Annotated in this window: 18 protein-coding genes and 1 pseudogene; 9 read left to right on the forward strand and 10 right to left on the reverse strand. The window is 74.3% G+C overall.

Going from position 1 to position 19,150, the window contains the following annotated elements; genetic code table 11:
* Nucleotides 1–62: 62 nt before the first annotated feature.
* Nucleotides 63–440, forward strand: coding sequence for a phage holin family protein (locus tag ACWGB8_RS17095; RefSeq protein WP_452214294.1), 378 nt, complete (start codon nt 63–65; stop codon nt 438–440).
* Between the two features lie 105 nt (nt 441–545).
* Here ACWGB8_RS17095 and ACWGB8_RS17100 read toward each other — a convergent pair whose 3' ends face one another.
* Nucleotides 546–971: an SsgA family sporulation/cell division regulator gene (locus ACWGB8_RS17100; protein ID WP_452214295.1), complete on the reverse strand. Its 426-nt coding sequence runs from the start codon at nt 969–971 to the stop codon at nt 546–548.
* A gap of 411 nt (nt 972–1,382) precedes the next feature.
* Between ACWGB8_RS17100 and ACWGB8_RS17105 the strand changes: the two genes are divergently transcribed.
* On the forward strand, nt 1,383–1,916 hold the full coding sequence (locus tag ACWGB8_RS17105; RefSeq protein WP_452214296.1) for an NUDIX domain-containing protein: 534 nt from the start codon (nt 1,383–1,385) through the stop codon (nt 1,914–1,916).
* Nucleotides 1,917–1,947: 31 nt separating this feature from the next.
* Here ACWGB8_RS17105 and ACWGB8_RS17110 read toward each other — a convergent pair whose 3' ends face one another.
* The 4 genes from ACWGB8_RS17110 to pdhA form a co-directional block, all read right to left on the reverse strand.
* Nucleotides 1,948–3,651, reverse strand: a complete 1,704-nt coding sequence (locus ACWGB8_RS17110) for a globin domain-containing protein (RefSeq protein ID WP_452214297.1) — start codon at nt 3,649–3,651, stop codon at nt 1,948–1,950.
* A gap of 220 nt (nt 3,652–3,871) precedes the next feature.
* Nucleotides 3,872–5,203: a dihydrolipoamide acetyltransferase family protein gene (locus tag ACWGB8_RS17115; RefSeq protein ID WP_452214313.1), complete on the reverse strand. Its 1,332-nt coding sequence runs from the start codon at nt 5,201–5,203 to the stop codon at nt 3,872–3,874.
* A gap of 5 nt (nt 5,204–5,208) precedes the next feature.
* Nucleotides 5,209–6,213 (reverse strand): alpha-ketoacid dehydrogenase subunit beta, encoded by a 1,005-nt coding sequence (locus tag ACWGB8_RS17120; protein ID WP_452214298.1) that lies wholly within the window; start codon nt 6,211–6,213, stop codon nt 5,209–5,211.
* Nucleotides 6,213–7,352 carry a pyruvate dehydrogenase (acetyl-transferring) E1 component subunit alpha gene (pdhA, locus tag ACWGB8_RS17125; RefSeq protein WP_452214299.1) on the reverse strand — a complete coding sequence of 380 codons (1,140 nt, stop codon included), beginning with the start codon at nt 7,350–7,352 and terminating at the stop codon, nt 6,213–6,215. The genes ACWGB8_RS17120 and pdhA overlap by 1 nt, the downstream gene beginning before the upstream one ends.
* A 164-nt stretch (nt 7,353–7,516) precedes the next feature.
* Here pdhA and ACWGB8_RS17130 point away from each other — a divergent pair, with 164 nt between their 5' ends.
* Nucleotides 7,517–7,963: an Lrp/AsnC family transcriptional regulator gene (locus tag ACWGB8_RS17130; RefSeq protein ID WP_452214300.1), complete on the forward strand. Its 447-nt coding sequence runs from the start codon at nt 7,517–7,519 to the stop codon at nt 7,961–7,963.
* A 25-nt stretch (nt 7,964–7,988) separates the two neighbouring features.
* Here ACWGB8_RS17130 and ACWGB8_RS17135 read toward each other — a convergent pair whose 3' ends face one another.
* Complete coding sequence (locus tag ACWGB8_RS17135) at nt 7,989–8,579, reverse strand: TetR/AcrR family transcriptional regulator (RefSeq protein ID WP_452214301.1); 591 nt, start codon at nt 8,577–8,579, stop codon at nt 7,989–7,991.
* Nucleotides 8,580–8,778: 199 nt separating this feature from the next.
* Here ACWGB8_RS17135 and ACWGB8_RS17140 point away from each other — a divergent pair, with 199 nt between their 5' ends.
* The 3 genes from ACWGB8_RS17140 (at nt 8,779) to ACWGB8_RS17150 (ending at nt 13,534) form a co-directional block, all read left to right on the forward strand.
* The gene (locus ACWGB8_RS17140; protein ID WP_452214302.1) at nt 8,779–10,050 is read left to right on the forward strand and encodes a hypothetical protein; all 1,272 of its coding nucleotides are present in this window, start codon (nt 8,779–8,781) and stop codon (nt 10,048–10,050) included.
* Between the two features lie 144 nt (nt 10,051–10,194).
* Nucleotides 10,195–11,895, forward strand: a complete 1,701-nt coding sequence (paaN, locus tag ACWGB8_RS17145) for a phenylacetic acid degradation protein PaaN (protein WP_452214303.1) — start codon at nt 10,195–10,197, stop codon at nt 11,893–11,895.
* 139 nt (nt 11,896–12,034) lie between these two features.
* Nucleotides 12,035–13,534, forward strand: coding sequence for an FAD-dependent monooxygenase (locus ACWGB8_RS17150; protein ID WP_452214304.1), 1,500 nt, complete (start codon nt 12,035–12,037; stop codon nt 13,532–13,534).
* Nucleotides 13,535–13,575: 41 nt separating this feature from the next.
* Here the strand turns inward: ACWGB8_RS17150 and ACWGB8_RS17155 are convergent, their stop codons facing one another.
* Complete coding sequence (locus ACWGB8_RS17155) at nt 13,576–14,139, reverse strand: CGNR zinc finger domain-containing protein (RefSeq protein WP_452214305.1); 564 nt, start codon at nt 14,137–14,139, stop codon at nt 13,576–13,578.
* 223 nt (nt 14,140–14,362) lie between these two features.
* On the opposite strand from ACWGB8_RS17155, the gene ACWGB8_RS17160 reads away from it, so the two are divergent.
* Complete coding sequence (locus ACWGB8_RS17160) at nt 14,363–15,301, forward strand: hypothetical protein (protein ID WP_452214306.1); 939 nt, start codon at nt 14,363–14,365, stop codon at nt 15,299–15,301.
* A 58-nt stretch (nt 15,302–15,359) separates the two neighbouring features.
* Here the strand turns inward: ACWGB8_RS17160 and ACWGB8_RS17165 are convergent, their stop codons facing one another.
* From ACWGB8_RS17165 to ACWGB8_RS17175, 3 genes are read right to left on the reverse strand one after another with little or no spacing between them, the layout of a single operon-like run.
* Nucleotides 15,360–15,803 (reverse strand): DUF5360 family protein, encoded by a 444-nt coding sequence (locus ACWGB8_RS17165; RefSeq protein ID WP_452214307.1) that lies wholly within the window; start codon nt 15,801–15,803, stop codon nt 15,360–15,362.
* A 44-nt stretch (nt 15,804–15,847) separates the two neighbouring features.
* Nucleotides 15,848–16,180 (reverse strand): DMT family transporter, encoded by a 333-nt coding sequence (locus ACWGB8_RS17170; RefSeq protein WP_452214308.1) that lies wholly within the window; start codon nt 16,178–16,180, stop codon nt 15,848–15,850.
* Nucleotides 16,181–16,231: 51 nt separating this feature from the next.
* Nucleotides 16,232–16,762 (reverse strand): TetR/AcrR family transcriptional regulator, encoded by a 531-nt coding sequence (locus tag ACWGB8_RS17175; protein WP_452214309.1) that lies wholly within the window; start codon nt 16,760–16,762, stop codon nt 16,232–16,234.
* Nucleotides 16,763–17,398: 636 nt separating this feature from the next.
* On the opposite strand from ACWGB8_RS17175, the gene ACWGB8_RS17180 reads away from it, so the two are divergent.
* Nucleotides 17,399–18,649 (forward strand): aminotransferase class I/II-fold pyridoxal phosphate-dependent enzyme, encoded by a 1,251-nt coding sequence (locus tag ACWGB8_RS17180; RefSeq protein ID WP_452214310.1) that lies wholly within the window; start codon nt 17,399–17,401, stop codon nt 18,647–18,649.
* Nucleotides 18,646–19,150: pseudogene (locus ACWGB8_RS17185) on the forward strand (hypothetical protein); the annotation flags it as partial. The gene ACWGB8_RS17180 and the pseudogene ACWGB8_RS17185, both read left to right, overlap by 4 nt.

Consider the following 19,150-nt stretch of genomic DNA (forward strand, 5'->3'; position numbering starts at 1 on the left):
CGTGACCAACATGCCGGACGCGAGAGCTTCCCCCACCCCCACCGGCCTGCGACGCTGGCCCCATGAAGGGTTTCGTCATCAAGACACTGAGCAATGCGGCGGCCATCTGGGTCGCCGCCTGGATCGTCACCGGCATCACGCTCGCGGGTGACGACGTCAAGCAGAAGACCCTCACGGTGGTCGCCGTGGCGCTGGTCTTCGGGGTGGTGAACTGGCTGATCAAGCCGGTGGTGAAGCTGTTCTCGCTGCCGCTGTTCGTCCTCACGCTGGGGTTGATCACCTTCGTGATCAACGCCTTGATGCTCTGGCTGACCTCCTGGGCGTCCGACAGGCTCGGCCTGGACTTCCACGTGGACGGCTTCTGGCCCGCCCTGCTCGGCGCGCTGATCATCAGCCTGGTCTCCTGGGGCCTCAACCTGGCCTTCGGCGACGACGACTGAGGCCCGCGCCCGGTGCCCCGGGCGAACGGGGGCCCGCATCCGGTACGTCCACCGGGTCCGGGCCCCTTCTTCGTCGTCAGCCGGCGTTCTCACGGCCGCGGATCGTCAGCCGGCGTTCTCACGGCCGCGGAGGATGACGGCCAGCTCGGCCTCCAGGTCTCCGGTCGCGGCCTCCTGGCCCACCGGCACCAGCCGGTCCGTGCGCGCCAGGAAGGCCACCAGCGGCGGGGCCTGGGTGAGCAGCCGGGCGTCGCCGTCCGGGGAGTGCAGCACGATGGCGACCTCGGTGAGGTCCGCGCCGACCGGGTGGATGTGCACGTCCCCCTCGCCGGACGGCCGGCCGATCCCGTCGAGCAGCAGCTCCCGGGCGAACACCCAGGTCACCGGCGCGTCGCCGGGCAGGTGGAAGGTGAAGCGCACCGCGTACGGGTCGGCGGGGTCGTACTCCGCGTCGACCGTGATGCGGAAGGAGAGCTCGTCCGACACCACGAGGTTCATGACCAGGTGGCCCTGCACCGTGCTGTGCTGCATTGCGCCAGTACCTCTCGTTCTGCCGGTCCGGTGCGCCGTGGGGCGGCGGGACGCCCGGGCGTGCGGTCGGCTGTCAGGGGTTCGCTGTCAGGGGTGCGCCGTCTCCGAGTCCTCGCACGAACGGCCATACGGAGTGGAGAGCTCCGAATCGCCCGGTAGCGGCCCATTGCAGCACAGGCGGCGCGGGGCTGCAATCACTCCCACGGCTGCAACGGCCGGAAATCCTTCGATTTGAAGGCATACAACCATCTCTTCGGATCGTTGCAAGATCGACCTCCCTGTCATCGCCGCGATCGAAGATCCACAGCCCCTGCGCCCTGCCCACGGACGGACGCACCCGGCCGATGCCGCGTTTCACCCGCAACGGCCTGCGGGAGACTCCCGCACAACGCTCCAGTCCCGGAGGTGGTCATGAACACCCCGCCGCGCCCCGTCGTCAAACGCACCGCGCGCGCGATCCTGCTGGAGTTCGACCCGGACCGCCCGAACGAGCCCGCCTCCATCGTGCTGATCCGCCGGGTCCGCCCCGGCTCCACCCATCCGTACTGGGTGACCCCCGGCGGCGGCGTCGAGCCCGGCGACCGCACCGTGGTCGAGGCGCTCCACCGCGAGGTGGACGAGGAACTCGGCGGCAAGGTGGCCGACGTGGTGCCCGCCTTCGTCGACACCGTCAGCCGCACCCACCACGACGACGGCACCCCGGCGCACCCGCACGGGGTCAAGGTGCAGCACTTCTTCGCCTGCCGGCTGGTCTCCATGGACCTCTCGCTCCGGCACGGGCCCGAGATCGAGAACCCCAACGGCGAGTACGAGGTGGTCCGGCTGCCCTTCACCCGGGAGGGCGTCACCTCGGTCAACGTCGTCCCGCCGAGCCTGCGGGCGTACCTCGCGGCCAACATCGAGGGCGTCCGCGCCCTGCTCGCCCCGGACCTCGGCCAGGGCTAGGCCGTCGGGCGGGGTGTCCCGCGGGCCCGCGTCAACCCGCGGCGAGGTCGCCGACCGGGTCGTGCCGGATGCGCTCCTGCGGCACCCCGGCGCGCAGCAGCACGCCCACCGAGCGCCGGACCATCGCGGCGGGCCCGCCGAGGTACGCCTCGCGCTCCCGCCACGGACCGAACCGGCCCAGCACCTCCGGCAGTTCGCCGCCCAGCACACCCGCGCCCGGCCGTTCGGCGGACAGCACCGGGCGCACCGAGAGCCAGGGGTGCCGCCGGGCGAGTTCGCGCAGCGCCTCCAACCGGTACAGCTCCGCCGCCTGCCGGGCCCCGTAGAACACCTCCACCGTGCGGCCGGCCGCGCCGTACTCGGCGACCTCCTCGACCAGGGCCGCGATCGGGGCGATCCCGGTGCCGCCGCCCACGCAGAGCAGGTCCGTCCCGGCCGCGTGGTCGACCGTCATCGCCCCGGCCGCCGGGCCGAGCCGCAGCACGTCCCCGGGGGCGGCCCGGTGCACCAGCGCGTTGCTCACCCAGCCCGCCTGCACGGCCTTGACCTGGAAGCTCAGCAGACCGTCCGGGCGGGGCGCGCCGGCGAAGGAGTAGTGCCGCCAGACCCGCGGCCACCACGGCGTCTCCACGCCGGTGTACTGGCCGGCCCGGTACGGATAGGGCTGGTCGGGGCGGACGGTGATCTCCGCGATGTCCGGGGTGTGCAGCCGGTGCGCCACCACCTCGGCCTGCCACCAGGCCGGCGAGGTGCGGGCGGCCTCCTCGGCGGCCTCGATCATGATCGACGAGACCAGCCGGTACACCCGCCGCCAGGCCAGTTCGGTCTCGCCGTCCCAGCGGGTCCCGGAGTACCGGGCCAGCGCCTGCACCAGGCACGCGCCGACCGGGCCGTAGTGGGCGGTCAGGGTGCCGTACCGGCGGTGGCCGCGGCCGAGCGCGCCCAGGTGGCGGCGGAGCCCGTCCGGGTCGTGGGCGCTGCGGGCGGCCGTCAGCAGGGAGCGGAACAGGCGGTCGCGCTGGACGTCCATGGCGGCGGGGAACAGCGCCCGGACCTCCGGGTGGTGCAGGAAGATCAGCGCGTAGAAGTGCGCGGTGGCCCGGTCGGCGACCGGTTCGACGACCGCCAGGTTGGCCCGGATCAGCTCGATGTCCCGGGCGGTGGGCGGCAGTTCGGCGTCCGCCTGCGGTCCGGTGAACTCCGGGGCCGACGCGTACTCGGGGGCGGGCGCGTACTCCGCGGCGGGGCCGGGCACCGGGGCGGGACCGGGCCCGAGGCCGGGTTCGGGCTCCGGCCCGGGGACGGCGGGCTGCTCCGCGAGGGTCTGCAGGGCCCAGGCCCGGCTCCACTGGTCTCCCTCGCCCGCCCAGTTGAGGCCCGGGGCCCGGACGAACAGCGGCTCGACGGGGGCGACGGGTACCGGGGCGACGGGGGCGGGTGCGACCGGAGCCGCGGCGGGCAGCGCCGGCGGGGCGGCCGGGGGCGCGAAGAGGGCCGGCGGCGCCGGGACCGCGGGGGGCTCGGTGGGCACGGGGGGTACGAACGGAGGGGCCGCGGGCAGCGCCGGGGGCATCGGCGGCAGTGCGGCCGGTTCCGGGTCGATCGCCTGCTCCGGGGTGACCAGCCGGAGTCCGGAGGTGTCCGGGAGCCCGGGGGTGTCCGACGGACCGGGCACCGCCGAGACCCCCGGCGAGCCGTGCCCGGTACGGACCAGAAGCGTTCTGCGTGACTTCACCGCAACGTGTCGAGTACCCAAGAGAATCGTTTCGCCTCCGGTCGGCCCGGCCACCACCTGGCATGTCTCTGGTGACGCCTCGGAAGCCTGGCACGCCCGAACTGCTCATCCGACGAATCACGCGAAGACCGGACACCCACCTCCTCCGCGCGCTACTCTCGCCCGACCTCCGGTCGCCTTGCGTGGCGCAGGCACCACCCAAGGCGACCGTCGAGACGGCTCAGAGCTGCCGCAGCAGCATCCCCGGCTGCTCGACGCAGTCCGCGACGAACCGCAGGAACCCGCCCGCCGTACCGCCGTCGCAGACCCGGTGGTCGAAGGTGAAGGACAGCTGGGTCACCTCGCGCACCGCCAACCCGCCCTGGTGGACCCAGGGTTTGGCGACGATCCGGCCGACGCCGAGCATCGCCGCCTCCGGGTGGTTGAGGATCGGCGTGGAGCCGTCCACCCCGAACACCCCGTAGTTGTTCAGGGTGAAGGTGCCGCCGGTCAGCTCGGCCGGCGAGAGCGAGCCGTCCCGGGCCGACCCGGTCAACCGGGCCAGCTCCTCGCCGAGTTGCTCGGTGGTGAGGGCCTGCGCGTCCCGTACGACCGGGACGACCAGGCCGCGCTCGCCCTGGGCGGCGAAGCCCAGGTGCACCGCGGAGTGCCGGCGGATGCCCGATCCGTCCTCGGTGACACTGGAGTTGAGCTCCGGGAAGCGGGCCAGCGCGACCGTGCAGATCCGCGCCAGCAGTGCCAGGACGCTCACCTTCGGTCCTGGTGCGGTGTTCAACTGCCGTCGCAGCGCCATCAGTTCGGTGGCGTCCGCATCCACCCAGCAGGTCGCTGCGGGGATCTCGCGGTGGCTGCGGCTCAGCTTCTCGGCCACCGCCTTCCGCAGCCCGCGCAGCGGCACGACCTCGCCCGCGGCGGCCGGGGCGGCGACGGCGGGGGCGGGGGCCGCCTTCGCGGTGATCGCGCGTTCGACGTCCGCCCGCATGATCAGCCCGTCCGGGCCGCTGCCGGCCAGCGCCGCAAGGTCGATCCCGTGCTCCCGGGCCGAGCGCCGCACTAGCGGCGAGATCACCGGCAGCACGGCCGGGGCCACCACCGCGGGAGCAGCCACCGCCGAACGAGCCGCCACGGGAGCGGGGGCCACCACCGGAGCAGCCACCGCGGGAGCAGCCGCCGCCGATGCAGCCGCGGGCGCGCCGACCCGGCGCCGCCGGCCGCCACGGGCCGTCTCGGCGACCCCGTAGCCGACCAGCGGGCGCTCCACCTCGACCGGCCCCTGCGGCAGGACGCCGCCGTCCGCCCCCTCGGCCGCCGCCACCGCGACGGTGACCAGCGCCGAGCCGACCGCGATCTCCTCGCCGGGCTCGCCGAACCTCGCGGTCACCACCCCGCCGTACGGGCAGGGCACCTCCACCACGGCCTTGGCGGTCTCCACTTCCACCACCGGCTGGTCGACGGCGATCACTTCGCCGACCTCGACCATCCAGCGCACCACCTCCGCCCCGGTGAGTCCTTCACCGAGGTCGGGCAGGGTGAACTCGCGCACGACGGGCATCATCCTCAGTCCTCCCACTGCAGCCGGGCGACCGCGTCCAGGATCCGGTCCACCCCGGGCAGGTGGTGGTGCTCCAGCATCGGCGGCGGGTACGGGATGTCGAAGCCGGTGACCCGCAGCACGGGCGCCGCCAGGTGGTGGAAGCAGCGCTCGGTGATCCGGGCGGCGACCTCCGCACCGGTGCCGCCGAAGCCGCTCGCCTCGTGCACCACCACGGCCCGGCCCAGCGAGCGGACGACCGAGCAGACCGTCTCGTCGTCGAACGGGACCAGGCTGCGCAGGTCCAGCACGGCGAGGTCCCAGCCCTCGGCCTGCGCCGCCTCGGCCGCCTCCAGGCAGACCGGCAGCGAGGGGCCGTAGGTGATCAGGACCGCCGAGCGGCCGGTGCGCCGCAGCACCGCCCGGCCGATCGGCTCGACCGGGGCGGCCGGGTCGAAGCCCGCCTTGCCCCAGTACAGCCGCTTGGGCTCCAGGAAGACCACCGGGTCGTCGGAGGCGATCGAGGCCCGCAGCAGCCCGTAGGCGTCCCCGACGGTCGCGGGGGTGACCACGTGCAGGCCGGGGGTGCTCGCGTAGTACGCCTCGGAGGCGTCGCTGTGGTGCTCGACGCCGCCGATGCCGCCGCCGTACGGGATGCGGACGGTGATCGGCAGCGGCATCCGGCCCGCGGTGCGGTTGCGCATCTTGGCGACGTGCGAGAAGAGTTGCTCCAGCGCCGGGTAGGCGAAGGCGTCGAACTGCATCTCGACCACCGGGCGCAGCCCGTACATGGCCATGCCGATGGCGGTGCCGAGGATGCCGGCCTCGGCCAGCGGGGTGTCCAGGCAGCGGTCGGGGCCGAACTCGGCGGTCAGCCCGTCGGTGATGCGGAAGACGCCGCCCAGGGCGCCGACGTCCTCGCCGAGGACGTGCACGGCCGGGTCCTCGCGCATGGCGTCGCGCAGCGCGGAGTTGAGCGCCTGCGCCATGGAGGCGGTGCGCGCGGGGGCGGCGGTGGCGGTGTCGGGCATCAGTGCTGCACCTCGGCCTCGGCGGCCAGTTCGGCGGCCAGCTGGGCGGCCTGCTCACGGAGTTGCGGGGTGGGCTCGGCGTAGACGTGCGCGAACAGCGCCATCGGGTCGAGCTCGGGGTCGGCGTGGAACTCGGCGCGCATCCGGGCGGCCAGCGCCTCGGCCTCGTCGGCGGCCTCCCGGACCAGCCCGTCGTCGAGCACGCCGAGTCCGCGCAGGGCCCGCTCCATCTGCAGGATCGGGTCGTGCTCGCGCCAGGCGGCGACCTCGTCGTCGTCGCGGTAGCGGGTGGCGTCGTCGGCGTTGGTGTGCGCCTCGATCCGGTAGGTGAGCGCCTCGACCAGGGTGGGGCCGCCGCCGGTGCGGGCCCGTTCGACGGCCTCGGTCAGCACGCCGTGCACGGCGGCGGCGTCGTTGCCGTCGACCAGCCGGCCGGGCATGCCGTAGCCGACGGCCTTGTGGGCGAGGCTGGGCGCGGCGGACTGCGCGGTCAGCGGGACGGAGATGGCGTAGCCGTTGTTCTGCACCAGGAAGACCACGGGGGCCCGCAGGACGGCGGCGAAGTTCAGCGCCTCGTGGAAGTCGCCCTCGCTGGTGCCGCCGTCGCCGAGCATGGCCAGCGCGACGGCGGGCTCGCCGGCCAGCCGCGCGGCGTGGGCCAGTCCGACGGCGTGCGGGGCCTGGGTGGCCAGCGGGGTGCAGAGCGGCGCGGTCCGGGTGGCCTGCGGGTCGTAGCCGGTGTGGGCGTTGCCGCGCAGCAGGGTCAGCGCCTCCAGGGGGTCGACGCCCCGGGAGACCACGGCGAGGGTGTCGCGGTAGCTGGGGAACAGCCAGTCGTGCTCGCCGAGCGCCAGCGCGGCGGCGACCTGGCAGGCCTCCTGGCCGGTGGAGGCGGGGTAGACGGCGAGCCGGCCCTGCTTGGTGAGGGTGGTGGCCTGCTGGTTGTAGCGGCGTCCGACGACCAGGCGCCGGTACAGCTCGCGCAGCAGCGCGGGGTCGTACTTCTCCAGGGCGGGGGTGCCGAGGACGCGCACGGGGGAGGCGTCGGGCAGCAGCGGAGCGGGGTCGCTGCGCGGCGCGGTGGCGCCGGGCAGCCAGCCCGGTACCGCTGCCGAGTGTCTGTGGTCGAGAACGGTCATCTCGGGGCACCTCCAGGGGTGGCGGGGGCTCCCTACCGATTGTTCGGTCGTCTGTTCATCTTGACCAGAAGCGTGACAAGGTGGTGGACAATCGGCCGGGTCGGCGGTCTGCTGGAGTCAGTGCGTCCAATCAACGAGGGTGGGGGGTCATGTCGGCTGAACAGATGTCCAGACTCGACCGCGTCGACCGGTCGATCCTGCGGCTGCTGCAGCAGGACGGCCGGGCCTCGATCCGCTCGGTGGCCGAGCGGGTGCACGTGTCCCGGGCCAATGCGTACGCCCGGATATCCAGGATGGTCGAGGACGGCGTCATCCGCGGCTTCACCGCCCGCGTGGACCACGAGAAGGCCGGGCAGGGCGCCTCGGCGTACATCACGTTGAAGATCGTCCAGAACTCCTGGCGGAGTGTGCGCGAACGTCTGCTGGCGCTGCCCGGGGTGGCCCACATCGCCCTGGTGGGCGGCGACTACGACGTCCTGCTGCTGGTGCACACCGCCGACAACCACGCCCTGCGCGACCTGGTGCTGGGCAGCATCCAGTCCATCCCGGACGTGCTGGGCACCCGGACGATGCTGGTGTTCGAGGAGATGGACCAGGTGCCGCCGGACTGAGCCGTCCGGCGGTCGGGTCCGGGTGTCAGGCCCGGCGCGCCCGCAGGCCGTCGAAGGCCAGGTGGACCACCGCGTCCGCGACGCCGTCGGCGGCCTTGAGGCCGGGCCGGTACCACTCGACGATCGAGTTGATCATGCCGAAGAGCAGCCGGGTGGCCAGCCGCGGCTCGACGTCCGCGCGCAGCGAGCCGTCCGCGACGGCGGCCCGCAGCAGCTCGGCCACCTGGTGGTCGAACTCCCGGCGGCGCTCCAGCGCCCACTGCTCGGTGGCCGTGTTGCCGCGCACCCGCAGCAGCAGGGTGACGTACGGAAGCTCGGCGAGCAGCACCTCGGCGGTGCGCCGCACCACGTGCTCGAGCCGCTCCACCGCCGGGCCCTCCACCGCACCGGGCTCGGCGAGGATGCCGAACAGGCCGTCCAGCGCCCGGCCGACCGCCAGCCGCAGCAGCTCCTCCTTGCCGCGCACGTGGTGGTAGATGGACGACTTGGAGATGCCGGCCGCCCGCGACAGGTCCTCCATGGAGGTGCCGTCGTAGCCGCGCTCGTTGAAGACGTCGACGGTCACCGCGAGCAGTGACTCCACGGTGTAGGCGGTGCGCGTGGTGTGATCGGCCATCCCCCGAGTATCCCCGGCGCGGCCCGGCCGGACGCGATCGGGTCCGCCCAGCGGACGGCGCCGGCGGCGTCCGGACCCGGGGACGGACCCGGGACCGACCCCGGGGCGGACCCCGGAACCGACCCTTGGTACGGACCAGAACCCAGGGCCTAGACTCGACCGGACGATCGTCCGCAGGAGCAGGGTGGGGTCCAGTCTGATGAGCACAACACCGGCCGTGGCCTCCAACGCCTCCGAACAGCACACCGACACGGAGCGGGACACCACCGCCGTCGGCGGCTGGAAGGAGTCCGCCCGGGCGCTGGCGCTGCGCTTCGGCCCCGCGGTCTGGTGCTACGCCGTGCTGAAGCTCGTCGGCTTCACGGTCTTCATGAAGCTGCTCTCCTTCTCCGGCGACTACCTGGAGAAGCACCCGCGCTTCGGCGGCGGGGCGCAGCCGTGGGACGTCCTGGCCAGCTGGGACGGCTGGTGGTACCAGCAGGTCGCCCAGTTCGGCTACCACCCGGCGCTGGTGCCCGTCCCGAACGGCGTGCCCGGCTTCACCATCGAGCAGAACTCGGCCGCGTTCTTCCCGCTGTACCCCGGCCTGATGCGGCTGGTCTCGGACGTCACCGGCCTCGGCCTGTACGGCGCCGGGATGCTGGTCTCGGTGGTCGGCTCGCTGTTCGCCGCGGCCGGCATCTACGCCGTGGTCGAGCGGATGGCCGGGCCGCGCGCGGGCGTGATCGCGGCCGGGCTCTGGGCCATCGCGCCCGGCTCCGGCGCCGAGTGGGCGATCTACTCGGACTCCACCTTCGTCGCGCTCGCCTCCTGGGCCTGCTACTGCGTGATGACCAAGCAGTGGGTCGCGGCCGGGGCGATCACCCTGGTCGCCGGGCTCAACCGGCCCACCGCGGCCGCCCTGATCGGCGCCGTCGGCCTGGCCGCGATCGTCGAGCTGTACCGGCGGGAGAGCGGGATCGCCCGGCCGCTGGCCGCGATGTCCCTGGCCCCGGTCGGCCTGCTCGGCTACGTCGGCTGGGTGGGCTGGCGGATGGGCGAGTGGGGCGGCTACTTCCGGCTCCAGCGGGACGCGTGGCTGCACTACTTCGACTGGGGCCAGGGCACCTGGAACGCCGTCCGGGGCGTGCTGCTCGGCCGCACCGACTACCCCTTCGCGTACCCGATCGCCGACCTGTTCTCCACCCTGATCGTGCTGTCGCTGCCGGTGCTGATCGTGCTGATGGTCCGGCTGCGCCCGCCGCTGGTGCTGGTCGCGTACACGCTGGCGACCATCGTCTCGGTGCTCGGCAGCCTCGGCATCTTCGGCAACACCTCGCGCTACCTGCTGCCGGCCTTCCCGCTGCTCATCGCACTCGCGGTGGCGATGCGCAAGCTGTCCCTGCCGGTGCTGGCCGCGGTGCTGGGCTTCGGGGCGGTCGCCTCCGGCTGGTACGCCGGGTACGTGATCTTCGAGCTGGGCATCCCGTAGACCCCGCGGCCGGCGGGCCGGCCGACCGAACGGGGCGTGTCCGATCCGGACGCGCCCCGATTCGTTTGCCGCCGCCCCCTTGAGCCGACCGATCGTTCGGTTACTCTGTGACGTGTCCCGTCCTCCCCTCTGAGGAGCGCACACATGTCCGCAGCGGTCACCCACCCCCTCGTCGCCGAGCTGGTCGAACGCCACCAGGCCACCCTCGACGCCGCGCTCGACGCCGCCGCCAAGCGCGACTACTGGTCGCCCTACCCCGAGTTCCCCAAGGCGTACGGGGAGAGCGGCGCCGCGGACGGCAAGGCCGCCTTCGAGGCGCTGCTGAACGAGCCGTTCGCCCTCGACGGCCACCCCGCCGACGGCGACCTGGTCGGCGGCGAGACCTCCCCGTACGGCCTCGAACTGGGCATCGGCTACCCGCACGCCGGGCCGGACGCCCTGATCGCCGCCCTGGCCGCGGCCCGCCCGGCCTGGGCCGCGGCCGGCCCGCAGGTCCGCGCCGCGGTCTGCCTGGAGATCCTCGCCCGGATCAACGCCCGCTCGCACGAGTTCGCGCACGCCGTCATGCACACCACCGGCCAGGCGTACGGCATGGCCTTCCAGGCCGGCGGCCCGCACGCCCAGGACCGCGGGCTGGAGGCCGTCGCCTACGCGTACGCCGAGCAGACCCGGCTGCCGCAGTCGGCGGGCTGGACCAAGCCGCAGGGCAAGCGCGACCCGCTGGTGATGACCAAGGAGTTCACCGTCGTCCCGCGCGGCCTGGCCCTGCTCATCGGCTGCAACACCTTCCCGACCTGGAACGGCTACCCGGGCCTGTTCGCCTCGCTGGCCACCGGCAACCCGGTGCTCGTCAAGCCGCACCCGCGCGCCGTCCTGCCGCTCGCGCTGACCGTCCGGATCGCCCGCGAGGTGCTCGCCGAGTCCGGCTTCGACCCGAACACCGTCTGCCTGGCCGCCGAGCACGAGGGCGGCGCGGTCGCCAAGGTGCTGGCCGTCCGCCCCGAGATCAAGCTGATCGACTACACCGGCTCGACCGCCTTCGGCGACTGGCTGGAGGAGAACGCCCGCCAGGCCGAGGTGTACACCGAGAAGGCCGGCGTGAACACCGTCGTCGTCGACTCCACCGACGACTACAAGGGCATGCTGAACAACCTGGCCTTCTCGCTCTCCCTCTACAGCGGCCAGATGTGCACCACCCCGCAGAACCTGCTGATCCCGCGCACCGGTATCGACACCGACCAGGGCGGCAAGTCCTACGACCAGGTGGTCGGCGACCTCGCCGCCGCCGTCGAGGGCCTGCTCGCGGACGACACCCGCGCCGCGGCCGTCCTCGGCGCCGTGGTCAACCCCGGGGTGCTGCAGCGCAGCGCCCAGGCCGCCGACGGCGAGTACGGCGAACTGGCCCTGGCCCCGCGGGTGGTGGCCTCGGCGGAGTTCCCGGCCGCGGTCATCCGCACCCCCGCGCTGGTCAAGCTGGACGCCGACAAGCCGGACGACCGGGCGGTCTTCAACAGCGAGTGCTTCGGCCCGGTCTCCTTCGCGGTCGCCGTCGAGTCCACCCCGGCCGCCGTCGAACTGCTGCGCAGCACCACCCGGGCGCAGGGCGCGATGACCGCCGCCGCCTACACCACCTCGGCCGAGGTCGAGGAGGCGCTGGTGCAGGCCGCCCTGGACAGCGGCGTCTCGCTCTCCTTCAACCTCACCGGCGGGGTGTACGCCAACCAGACCGCCGCCTTCTCCGACCTGCACGGCACCGGCGCCAACCCGGCCGCCAACGCGGCGTACTGCGACGGCGCGTTCGTCGCCAACCGGTTCCGCACCGTGGAGATCCGCCGCCACAGCTGATCCCGCACCCCTCCGGGCCCCGACTTGCGACCGAGCCGGGGCCCGGAGATTCACAGCTCCCCGCGGTCCGGCGATGATGGAGACCGGAAGGCGGCTCCCACCAGCGCCCAACCAACGTCCGACCACCGGGAGATGACACATGACCGCGAAGCAGAACGGCACCGACGTCCTGATCGTCGGCGCCGGACCGACCGGGCTGCTGCTGGCCGGCGACCTGGCCGCCGCCGGGGTCCGGGTCACGGTCCTGGAGAAGCGCGGCGGCGAGTCGAACCTCACCCGGGCCTTCGCCGTGCACGCCCGCACCCTGGAGCTGCTGGACGCCCGGGGCCTCGCCGACGACCTCATCGCCACCGGCCGCACGCTCTCCTCGCTGCGGCTGTTCAACCGCCTGCGGGTGGACCTCGGCCACCTCCCGACCCGCTTCCCGTTCGTCCTGATCACCCCGCAGTACCACACCGAACGGCTGCTCCAGGAGCGCGCGCTGAAGGCGGGGGCGACCCTGCTGCGCGGCACCGAGGTGACCGGGCTGCGCCAGGACGCCGAGGGCGTCACCGTGGAGACCCGCGGCGAGGGCGGCACCGCCGTCCACCGCGCCCGGTACGCGGTCGGCACCGACGGCGTCCACTCCACCGTCCGCGACCTGCTGGGCATCCCGTTCCCCGGCGAGTCCGTCGTCAACTCGGTGCTGCTGGCGGACGTCCGGCTCACCCGGGCGCCCGACGAGGCGGTCACCGTCGGCGCCGGCGAGGACGGCTTCGCCTTCCTGGCCCCGTTCGGCGACGACTGGTACCGGGTCATCGCCTGGGACCGCCACAGCCGCACCCCCGACGGCAGCACGCCGTCCGTCGAGCGGATCGCCGACATCGCCCGCCGCGCCCTCGGCGAGGACTACGGCCTGCACGACGCCCGCTGGACCTCCACCTTCCACAGCGACGAGCGCCAGGCCCCCAACTACCGCTCCGGCCGGGTCTTCCTGGCCGGCGACGCGGCCCACTGCCACTCCCCGGCCGGCGGCCAGGGCATGAACACCGGCCTGCAGGACGCCGCCAACCTCTCCTGGAAGCTCGCCGCGACCCTCCGCGGCCGGGCCGGCGACGCCCTGCTCGACACCTACCAGACCGAGCGCCACCCGGTCGGCCGGGCCGTGCTGCGCAGCTCCGGCGCACTCGTGCGGCTCGCACTCGCGCAGTCCGCGCCGGCCCGGGTGCTGCGCTCCGGGCTCACCGCCCTCGCCGACCACCTCGACCCGGTCGCCGCCCGGGGCGCCCGCACGCTCTCCGGCATCGGCATCCGCTACCCCGCCCCCAAGGACGCCCACCCGCTGGTCGGCCGCCGGGTGCCCGACCTGCGGCTCACCGGCCTGGAGCGGCCCCGCGCGGGCGAGCCGGCCGCCCCCGAGCGGCTCTACGAGGCGCTGCGCAGCGGGCGGTTCGTCCTGGTCAGCAATGACGAGCCGGCCGCCGCCGAGCCCTGGGCCGACCGGCTGGTCACCGCGGCCCCCGCCGACCCGCACGGCAAGCTGCGGGACACCGTGCTGCTGGTCCGCCCGGACGGCCACGCCGCCTGGGCCGCGGTCGACCCGGGGCGCGGCGAGCTGCGGGCGGCGCTCACCGAGTGGCTGGGCGCCCCCGCGGAGTGAGTGCGACCGGGAGCCTGCGGTTCGGCCCGTACGGCTCCCGGCTACGCCCTGGCCCGCGCGTAGTGCCGGGCCGCCTTGGCCCGGTTGCCGCAGGTGGCCATCGAGCACCAGCGGCGGCGGCCGTTCTGCGAGGTGTCGAAGAAGTGCAGGATGCAGGCGTGGTTGGCGCACTTCTTGATCCGGTGCGCGCCCTGCCGGAGCAGGTCCAGGTAGTCGTCGACCGCCAGCCAGGCGGCCAGCCACGGCGGCCCGTCCACCTCGACGCGGTCCACCGGTCCGGCCGGCCCGGCCTCGCGCCGGATGCGCCCGTGCCGCAGCACCTCGTCGAGCCCGGCCCGGACGGCCTCCCCGGGCCCGGGCTGCTCGGCGAGCTCCCGCACCGCCGCGGCCACCGCCTCGCGGGCCTGCCGGACGGCGGCCAGCCCGGCCGCGTCCGCCGGGCAGCGGTCCGCGAGGCCGGCCGAGGACAGCCAGACGGCGTAGCCCCCGGGGTCGGCGAGCAGGTCGTTGAGCGGGGTGCCGGCCCAGCGGGTGTTCAGCAGGTCGAGGGCGAGCGGTTCGCCGATCAGCGGGCGCGGGTCCCGGGGGTCTGCCTGGCTGCTCATCGCTCTCCCATCGACTGCCGCCGAGCTTACCCCCGTCCCTTCCCTCCCGGTTCGGACGATATGTTTCCGAACCGTTTCATGATCTCGCACGCGCAGGATCACCTCGCGTGACCACTGTCGTACGCAGGACCGATGACGTAGCCTCTCGACCGTGCACAGGGTTCCCCACAACTCGATCAGGCCGCTGACGGCGCAGTCCGCCGATCAGCGCCCGAGTCCGCCCATGCCCGTACCCTCGCTCAGCCCCTCCGCCGGCCGTCCCTCCCCGACCGGCGGCTTCGCCGACACCCTGCACCTGGCGATCGAGGCCAGCGGCCTCAGCCTGGACCGGATCCGTGCCGCGCTCGCCCAACGGGGCGTCAGGGTCAGTGTCACGACGCTGAGTTACTGGCGCCGGGGCCGCAGCCAGCCGGAGCGGGCCAGTTCGCTGCGCGCCGTCCACCTGCTGGAGGAGATCCTCGCCCTGCCCCACAGCACGCTCTCCTCGCTGCTGGGCCCGCCCCGCCCGCGGGGCCGCTGGGCCGCCAACGCCACCACCTGCCACCTGCGGCTGGAGGACGTCTGGCCGGGCGAGCAGGAGATCGCCGAGGTCTTCGCCGAACTCGACGCCCCGCCCGCCGGCGAGCTGGAGCGGCTCAGCATCCACGACGCCTACTACGTGGACGCCGACCGCCGCGGCAACCTGCTGCGGATGCGCCAGGTGGTGCGCGCCACCGTGAACGGCGTCACCCGCTGCCTGGTCGTGCACAAGGCCGACGAGGAGGCCACCGGCTGCCCCGAGATCACCTCGGTGCGGCACGGCCGGCTCGCCCGGGTCCGCCGCCGCCCGGAGGCCGGGCTGATCGTCGGCGAGATCATGCTGGACCGCCCGCTCGGGCTCGGCGACAGCACGGTCTTCGAGTACGAGGTGGAGATCCCCTCGGGCGGCGCCGAGACGATGGAGTACAGCCGCCGCTTCGCCATCCCGGTGCGCGAGTACGTGCTCCAGGTGCACTTCGACCCGGCGGCGATCCCGGTCCACTGCGAGCGCTACGACCGCGCGCCGGGCGAGGACGTCGACCGCCACCGCGAGCAGCTGTGGATCGGCGCCTCGGCGAGCGCGCACGTCCTCGCGCCGGACCAGCAGCCTGGGCACGTCGGCATCCGCTGGGAGTGGGAGTAGCCGGCTCCCCACGCCGCCTGCCCACGCCCGATCCCCAGGCCGGCTGCCCGCGCCCCCGCTACCGCGGGCCGGGCCGCTCCTCGGCGGCCATCCGGCGGGCGAGGTGCACCATCCCGGGCAGTGGGAAGAGCAGCAGGAACAGGTTCGGCAGCCACCAGCTCGGCGAGAAGTCCCCGCGCAGCGCCCAGAACGCCACCGCCTGCAGCCCCGCGGTGCTGGTCAGCGCGAGCGAGACCAGCATCAGCGGGCGGGCCCGGCCGATCCCGCCGCGGCGGTGCAGCCGCAGCGCGGTCAGCCCGGTGACGCTCGCCAGGACGTCCAGCAGGACGAACGAGTAGTTCCAGTCGCTGAGCACCGGGTTGTCGTAGTCCTTGTACGCGTACTGGGCCGGGACCAGCGCGAGCAGGGTGACGGCCCAGTAGACCAGGAAGCCGATGTCGGTGACGACCATCGACGCCTTGGTGAACCGCAGGACCCGGCTCCCGGCGGGTACGGTGTGCATCTCGCTCCTCCGTCCTCCGGGCGCGCGGGCGTCGCGGCACCCGGTCACTCGTGGTTCATCCCCCCGCCGAGGTAGAGCACGGCGACCCCCGCCACCACCAGGGCCGCCCCGGCCACCGAGGCCGGCTTGAGCGGCTCGCCGAACGCGACCACCCCGCCGACCAGCGCCCCGACCGTGCCGAGGCCGGACCAGACCGCGTACACCGGCCCCACGTTCAGCGATTTGAGGGCCTGCGCGAGCAGGACGAAGGCCGCCGCGTAGCCGACGGCCACGACGATGCCGGGCCCGAGCCTGGTCAGCCCGTGCGAGGCCCGCAGGGCCAGGGTCGCCGTCACCTCGGCCACGATGGCCGCTCCGACCAGCAGATATGCGCTCATGCCGTGGGTCCCCCCGGTTCACGGCGCGGTCCCCCGCGCACCGATGTCCGACTACGTTCTGTCCTCGACCAGCTGGACGAGCAGGGCGCGCAGCGAGCGGTGCAGCCCGTCGTGCGGCGGGCTGAGGTCCATCAGCCGGGCCGACCACCAGCCGTCGACGGCCATCCGGACCAGCGTGGCGACGGCCGGGTCCAGCCCGTCGTCGACCAGCCGCGCCTGCCAGCGGTCGTACCGGCTGCGCAGGACGTCCAGCACCTCGGGCCCGCCGGCGGCGGCGAGCAGCGCCAGCGGCACCTGGTCGGCCCCGCTGGTGTCACCGGTCGGCGACTGCTCCGGGATGCTCGCCTCCAGCCACGCCAGGGCGTACGACCCGGGCGCCGAGCCGGGCCCGGGCAGGACCGCCTCGAACCGGTCGGCCAGCCGCTCCACCACGCCCCGCACCAGCGCCTGCTTGTTCGGGAAGTGATGCAGCAGCCCGCCCTTGCTGACGCCGGCCTCGACGGCGACGGCGTCCAGCCGCACCGCCTCGATGCCGTCCCGGACCAACAGGCGCTCGACGGCGTCGAGCAGACGATCACGCACCGGTCATGCCCCATCTCTCCATGTCACAGACCGTCCAGACGGTCGGACTCAGCCTAGCAGACCACCGGGAAGGCACCGGAGGGCTCCGGAAATCGCAACGCGCCGGAAACTGAAGACAGTTGACAGTTCGGAATCCACCGTGCTTACGTTTCCTCGGTCGAATTCGGTGACGGCATCGCGGAAGCCCCCGGACGACCGCCGCAAGATTCAAGTGCACGATGATCGAAAGAGCGGCTCCGGGAATTGCCCGGGCCGGGGGGAACGCTGTTCGACATCTACGGGGGATCATGCAGGACCTGCGGATTCGGCGATGTCAGGACGGGTGCCGGAAGCCCCGTCCCTCCTACTGACACATCGTCAACTCACGACTTTCACCGGGCATGTGCCCGTCACGACCGGAGCCTCCGGCCGTCGGCGCCACCCGGCATCGCAGACATGGCCGTCCGGCCGGGCCGCGCGACGGCGCGCTGCTCCGCCGGCCCTAGGGCTCCCTGTCGCACCGCCGAAACCGGCCGTCCGTCCACGGTCCGGCATTCCTCGGCAATTCTGTCGTGCCCGCGTCCGGAATCGCGCGGCCCGGCACCCCGGGAGCCGTACGCCGAAGAAACCGCCCCATTGAATTCGAGGGAATTCCCGGTGGACATATTCTCCAGAATCTCGGCCTACCGAGCGGCCCGCGACGCCATGGCGGCCGGGCTCTACCCGTACTTCCTGCCGCTGACCGGCAACGAGGGCACCACGGTCACCCTCGGCGACCGCGAGCTGGTCATGTGCGGCTCCAACAACTACCTCGGACTCACCTCCGACCCCCGCGTCAAGAAGGCCGCGGCCGACGCCCTCGACCGGTACGGCACCTCCTGCACCGGCTCCCGCTTCCTCAACGGCAACCTGGCCCTGCACGAGGAGCTGGAGCGCGAACTCGCCGACTACTACGGCAAGCCCGCCGCCCTCGTCATCTCCACCGGCTACCAGGCCAACCTCGGCGCGATCGACGCCCTGGCCGGCCGCGGCGACGTGGTCCTCGCCGACCGCGACGCGCACGCCTCCATCGTCGACGGCGGCCGGCTCAGCGCCGCCCGGCTCCGCCGCTTCCGGCACAACGACGCCGGCGCCCTCGACCGGGCCCTCGCGGCCGTCCCCGACCAGGCCGGCCGGCTGGTCGTGGTCGACGGCGTCTACTCCATGGAGGGCGACCTCTGCGCCCTGCCCGAGATCGTCGAGGTCTGCCGCCGCCACGAGGCCCGCCTGGTCGTCGACGACGCCCACGGCCTCGGCGTGCTCGCCCAGGGCCGCGGCACCTGCGCCCACTTCGGGCTCACCGGGCAGGTCGACCTGATCACCGTCACCTTCAGCAAGTCGCTCGCCTCCCTCGGCGGCGCCGTCCTCGGCGACGAGGACGTCATCCACTACCTCAAGCACCACGCCCGCAGCCTGATCTTCAGCGCCTCCGCGACCCCGGCGAGCGCGGCCTCCGCGCTCGCCGCGCTGCGGATCCTGCGCGAGGAGCCCTGGCGCGCCGAACGCGCCCAGCAGAACGCCGACCGGATCCGGGCCGGCCTCGCCGCCCTCGGCATCGACCCCGGCCTCAGCGCCACCCCGGTCATCCCGCTGCGCACCCGCGGTGTCGTGGAGACCCTGCTGCTCTGGCGCCGGCTGATCGAGCGCGGGGTGTACACCAACCCGGTCGTCCCGCCCGCCGCCTCCCCGCGGCTGCGGCTCAGCTTCATGGCCACCCACACCGACGCCCACCTGGACCGCGTGCTGGAGGTGCTCGCCGAGGAGGCCGACATGTTCCTCGGCGCGGACGAGCCGGACCGGACCGACGAGTTCGCCGGCCTCGCCGAACTCGCCGAGGCGGCCACCGCCGGCGCCACCGTCCGGCCGTGAGCGGGCACCCGCGGCAGCGGGCCGGCGCATCCGCGGGGGAGCACCCCACGGCGGTCACGGCGCTGGCCGCGGCGGCGGCCGGCGCCGTGCTCGGGGCCGGCCTCACCCCCGCGGACGGCGCCGCGCCCGACTGGTCCTGGTGCACCGCCGTGGCGCTCGGCGCGGTGGCGGCCCTCGCCGCCGCCCTCGCCCACCGCCGCTCCGGACGGCCCCGGCCGCACCGGGCCCCGGCCGCCGGACTGCTGCTGCTCGGCATCGCCGTACCCGCCGCCGCGACCGCCGACAGCCCGCTCGCCGCGGCGCCCGCCGCCGCGGTCGCCGCCCTGACCGCCGCCACCTGCGCCCCGCGCGCCTCCGCACCCGCCGTCGCCCCCGCCCAGCGCCCCCCCGGGCTCCGCCGGGCCCCCGCGCCCCCACCCCCCCCCCCCCCAGAGGGCACCCCGGCCCGCCCCCCCCGCCTGCATCGCCTCGCCGCCGCGCGCCCCCCCCCCACACGCCCCC

Source organism: Kitasatospora sp. NPDC054939 (assembly GCF_053610105.1).

Coding starts and splice junctions, on each gene's coding strand:
- ACWGB8_RS17140 (WP_452214302.1), top strand. CDS start 8,779: ATGAGCACAACACCGGCCGTGGCCTCCAACGCCTCCGAACAGCACACC.
- ACWGB8_RS17170 (WP_452214308.1), bottom strand. CDS start 16,180: ATGAGCGCATATCTGCTGGTCGGAGCGGCCATCGTGGCCGAGGTGACG.
- pdhA (WP_452214299.1), bottom strand. CDS start 7,352: ATGACCGTTCTCGACCACAGACACTCGGCAGCGGTACCGGGCTGGCTG.
- ACWGB8_RS17100 (WP_452214295.1), bottom strand. CDS start 971: ATGCAGCACAGCACGGTGCAGGGCCACCTGGTCATGAACCTCGTGGTG.
- ACWGB8_RS17135 (WP_452214301.1), bottom strand. CDS start 8,579: ATGGCCGATCACACCACGCGCACCGCCTACACCGTGGAGTCACTGCTC.
- ACWGB8_RS17120 (WP_452214298.1), bottom strand. CDS start 6,213: ATGCCCGACACCGCCACCGCCGCCCCCGCGCGCACCGCCTCCATGGCG.
- ACWGB8_RS17095 (WP_452214294.1), top strand. CDS start 63: ATGAAGGGTTTCGTCATCAAGACACTGAGCAATGCGGCGGCCATCTGG.
- ACWGB8_RS17115 (WP_452214313.1), bottom strand. CDS start 5,203: ATGCCCGTCGTGCGCGAGTTCACCCTGCCCGACCTCGGTGAAGGACTC.
- ACWGB8_RS17130 (WP_452214300.1), top strand. CDS start 7,517: ATGTCCAGACTCGACCGCGTCGACCGGTCGATCCTGCGGCTGCTGCAG.
- ACWGB8_RS17105 (WP_452214296.1), top strand. CDS start 1,383: ATGAACACCCCGCCGCGCCCCGTCGTCAAACGCACCGCGCGCGCGATC.
- paaN (WP_452214303.1), top strand. CDS start 10,195: ATGTCCGCAGCGGTCACCCACCCCCTCGTCGCCGAGCTGGTCGAACGC.
- ACWGB8_RS17160 (WP_452214306.1), top strand. CDS start 14,363: ATGCCCGTACCCTCGCTCAGCCCCTCCGCCGGCCGTCCCTCCCCGACC.
- ACWGB8_RS17150 (WP_452214304.1), top strand. CDS start 12,035: ATGACCGCGAAGCAGAACGGCACCGACGTCCTGATCGTCGGCGCCGGA.
- ACWGB8_RS17155 (WP_452214305.1), bottom strand. CDS start 14,139: ATGAGCAGCCAGGCAGACCCCCGGGACCCGCGCCCGCTGATCGGCGAA.
- ACWGB8_RS17165 (WP_452214307.1), bottom strand. CDS start 15,803: ATGCACACCGTACCCGCCGGGAGCCGGGTCCTGCGGTTCACCAAGGCG.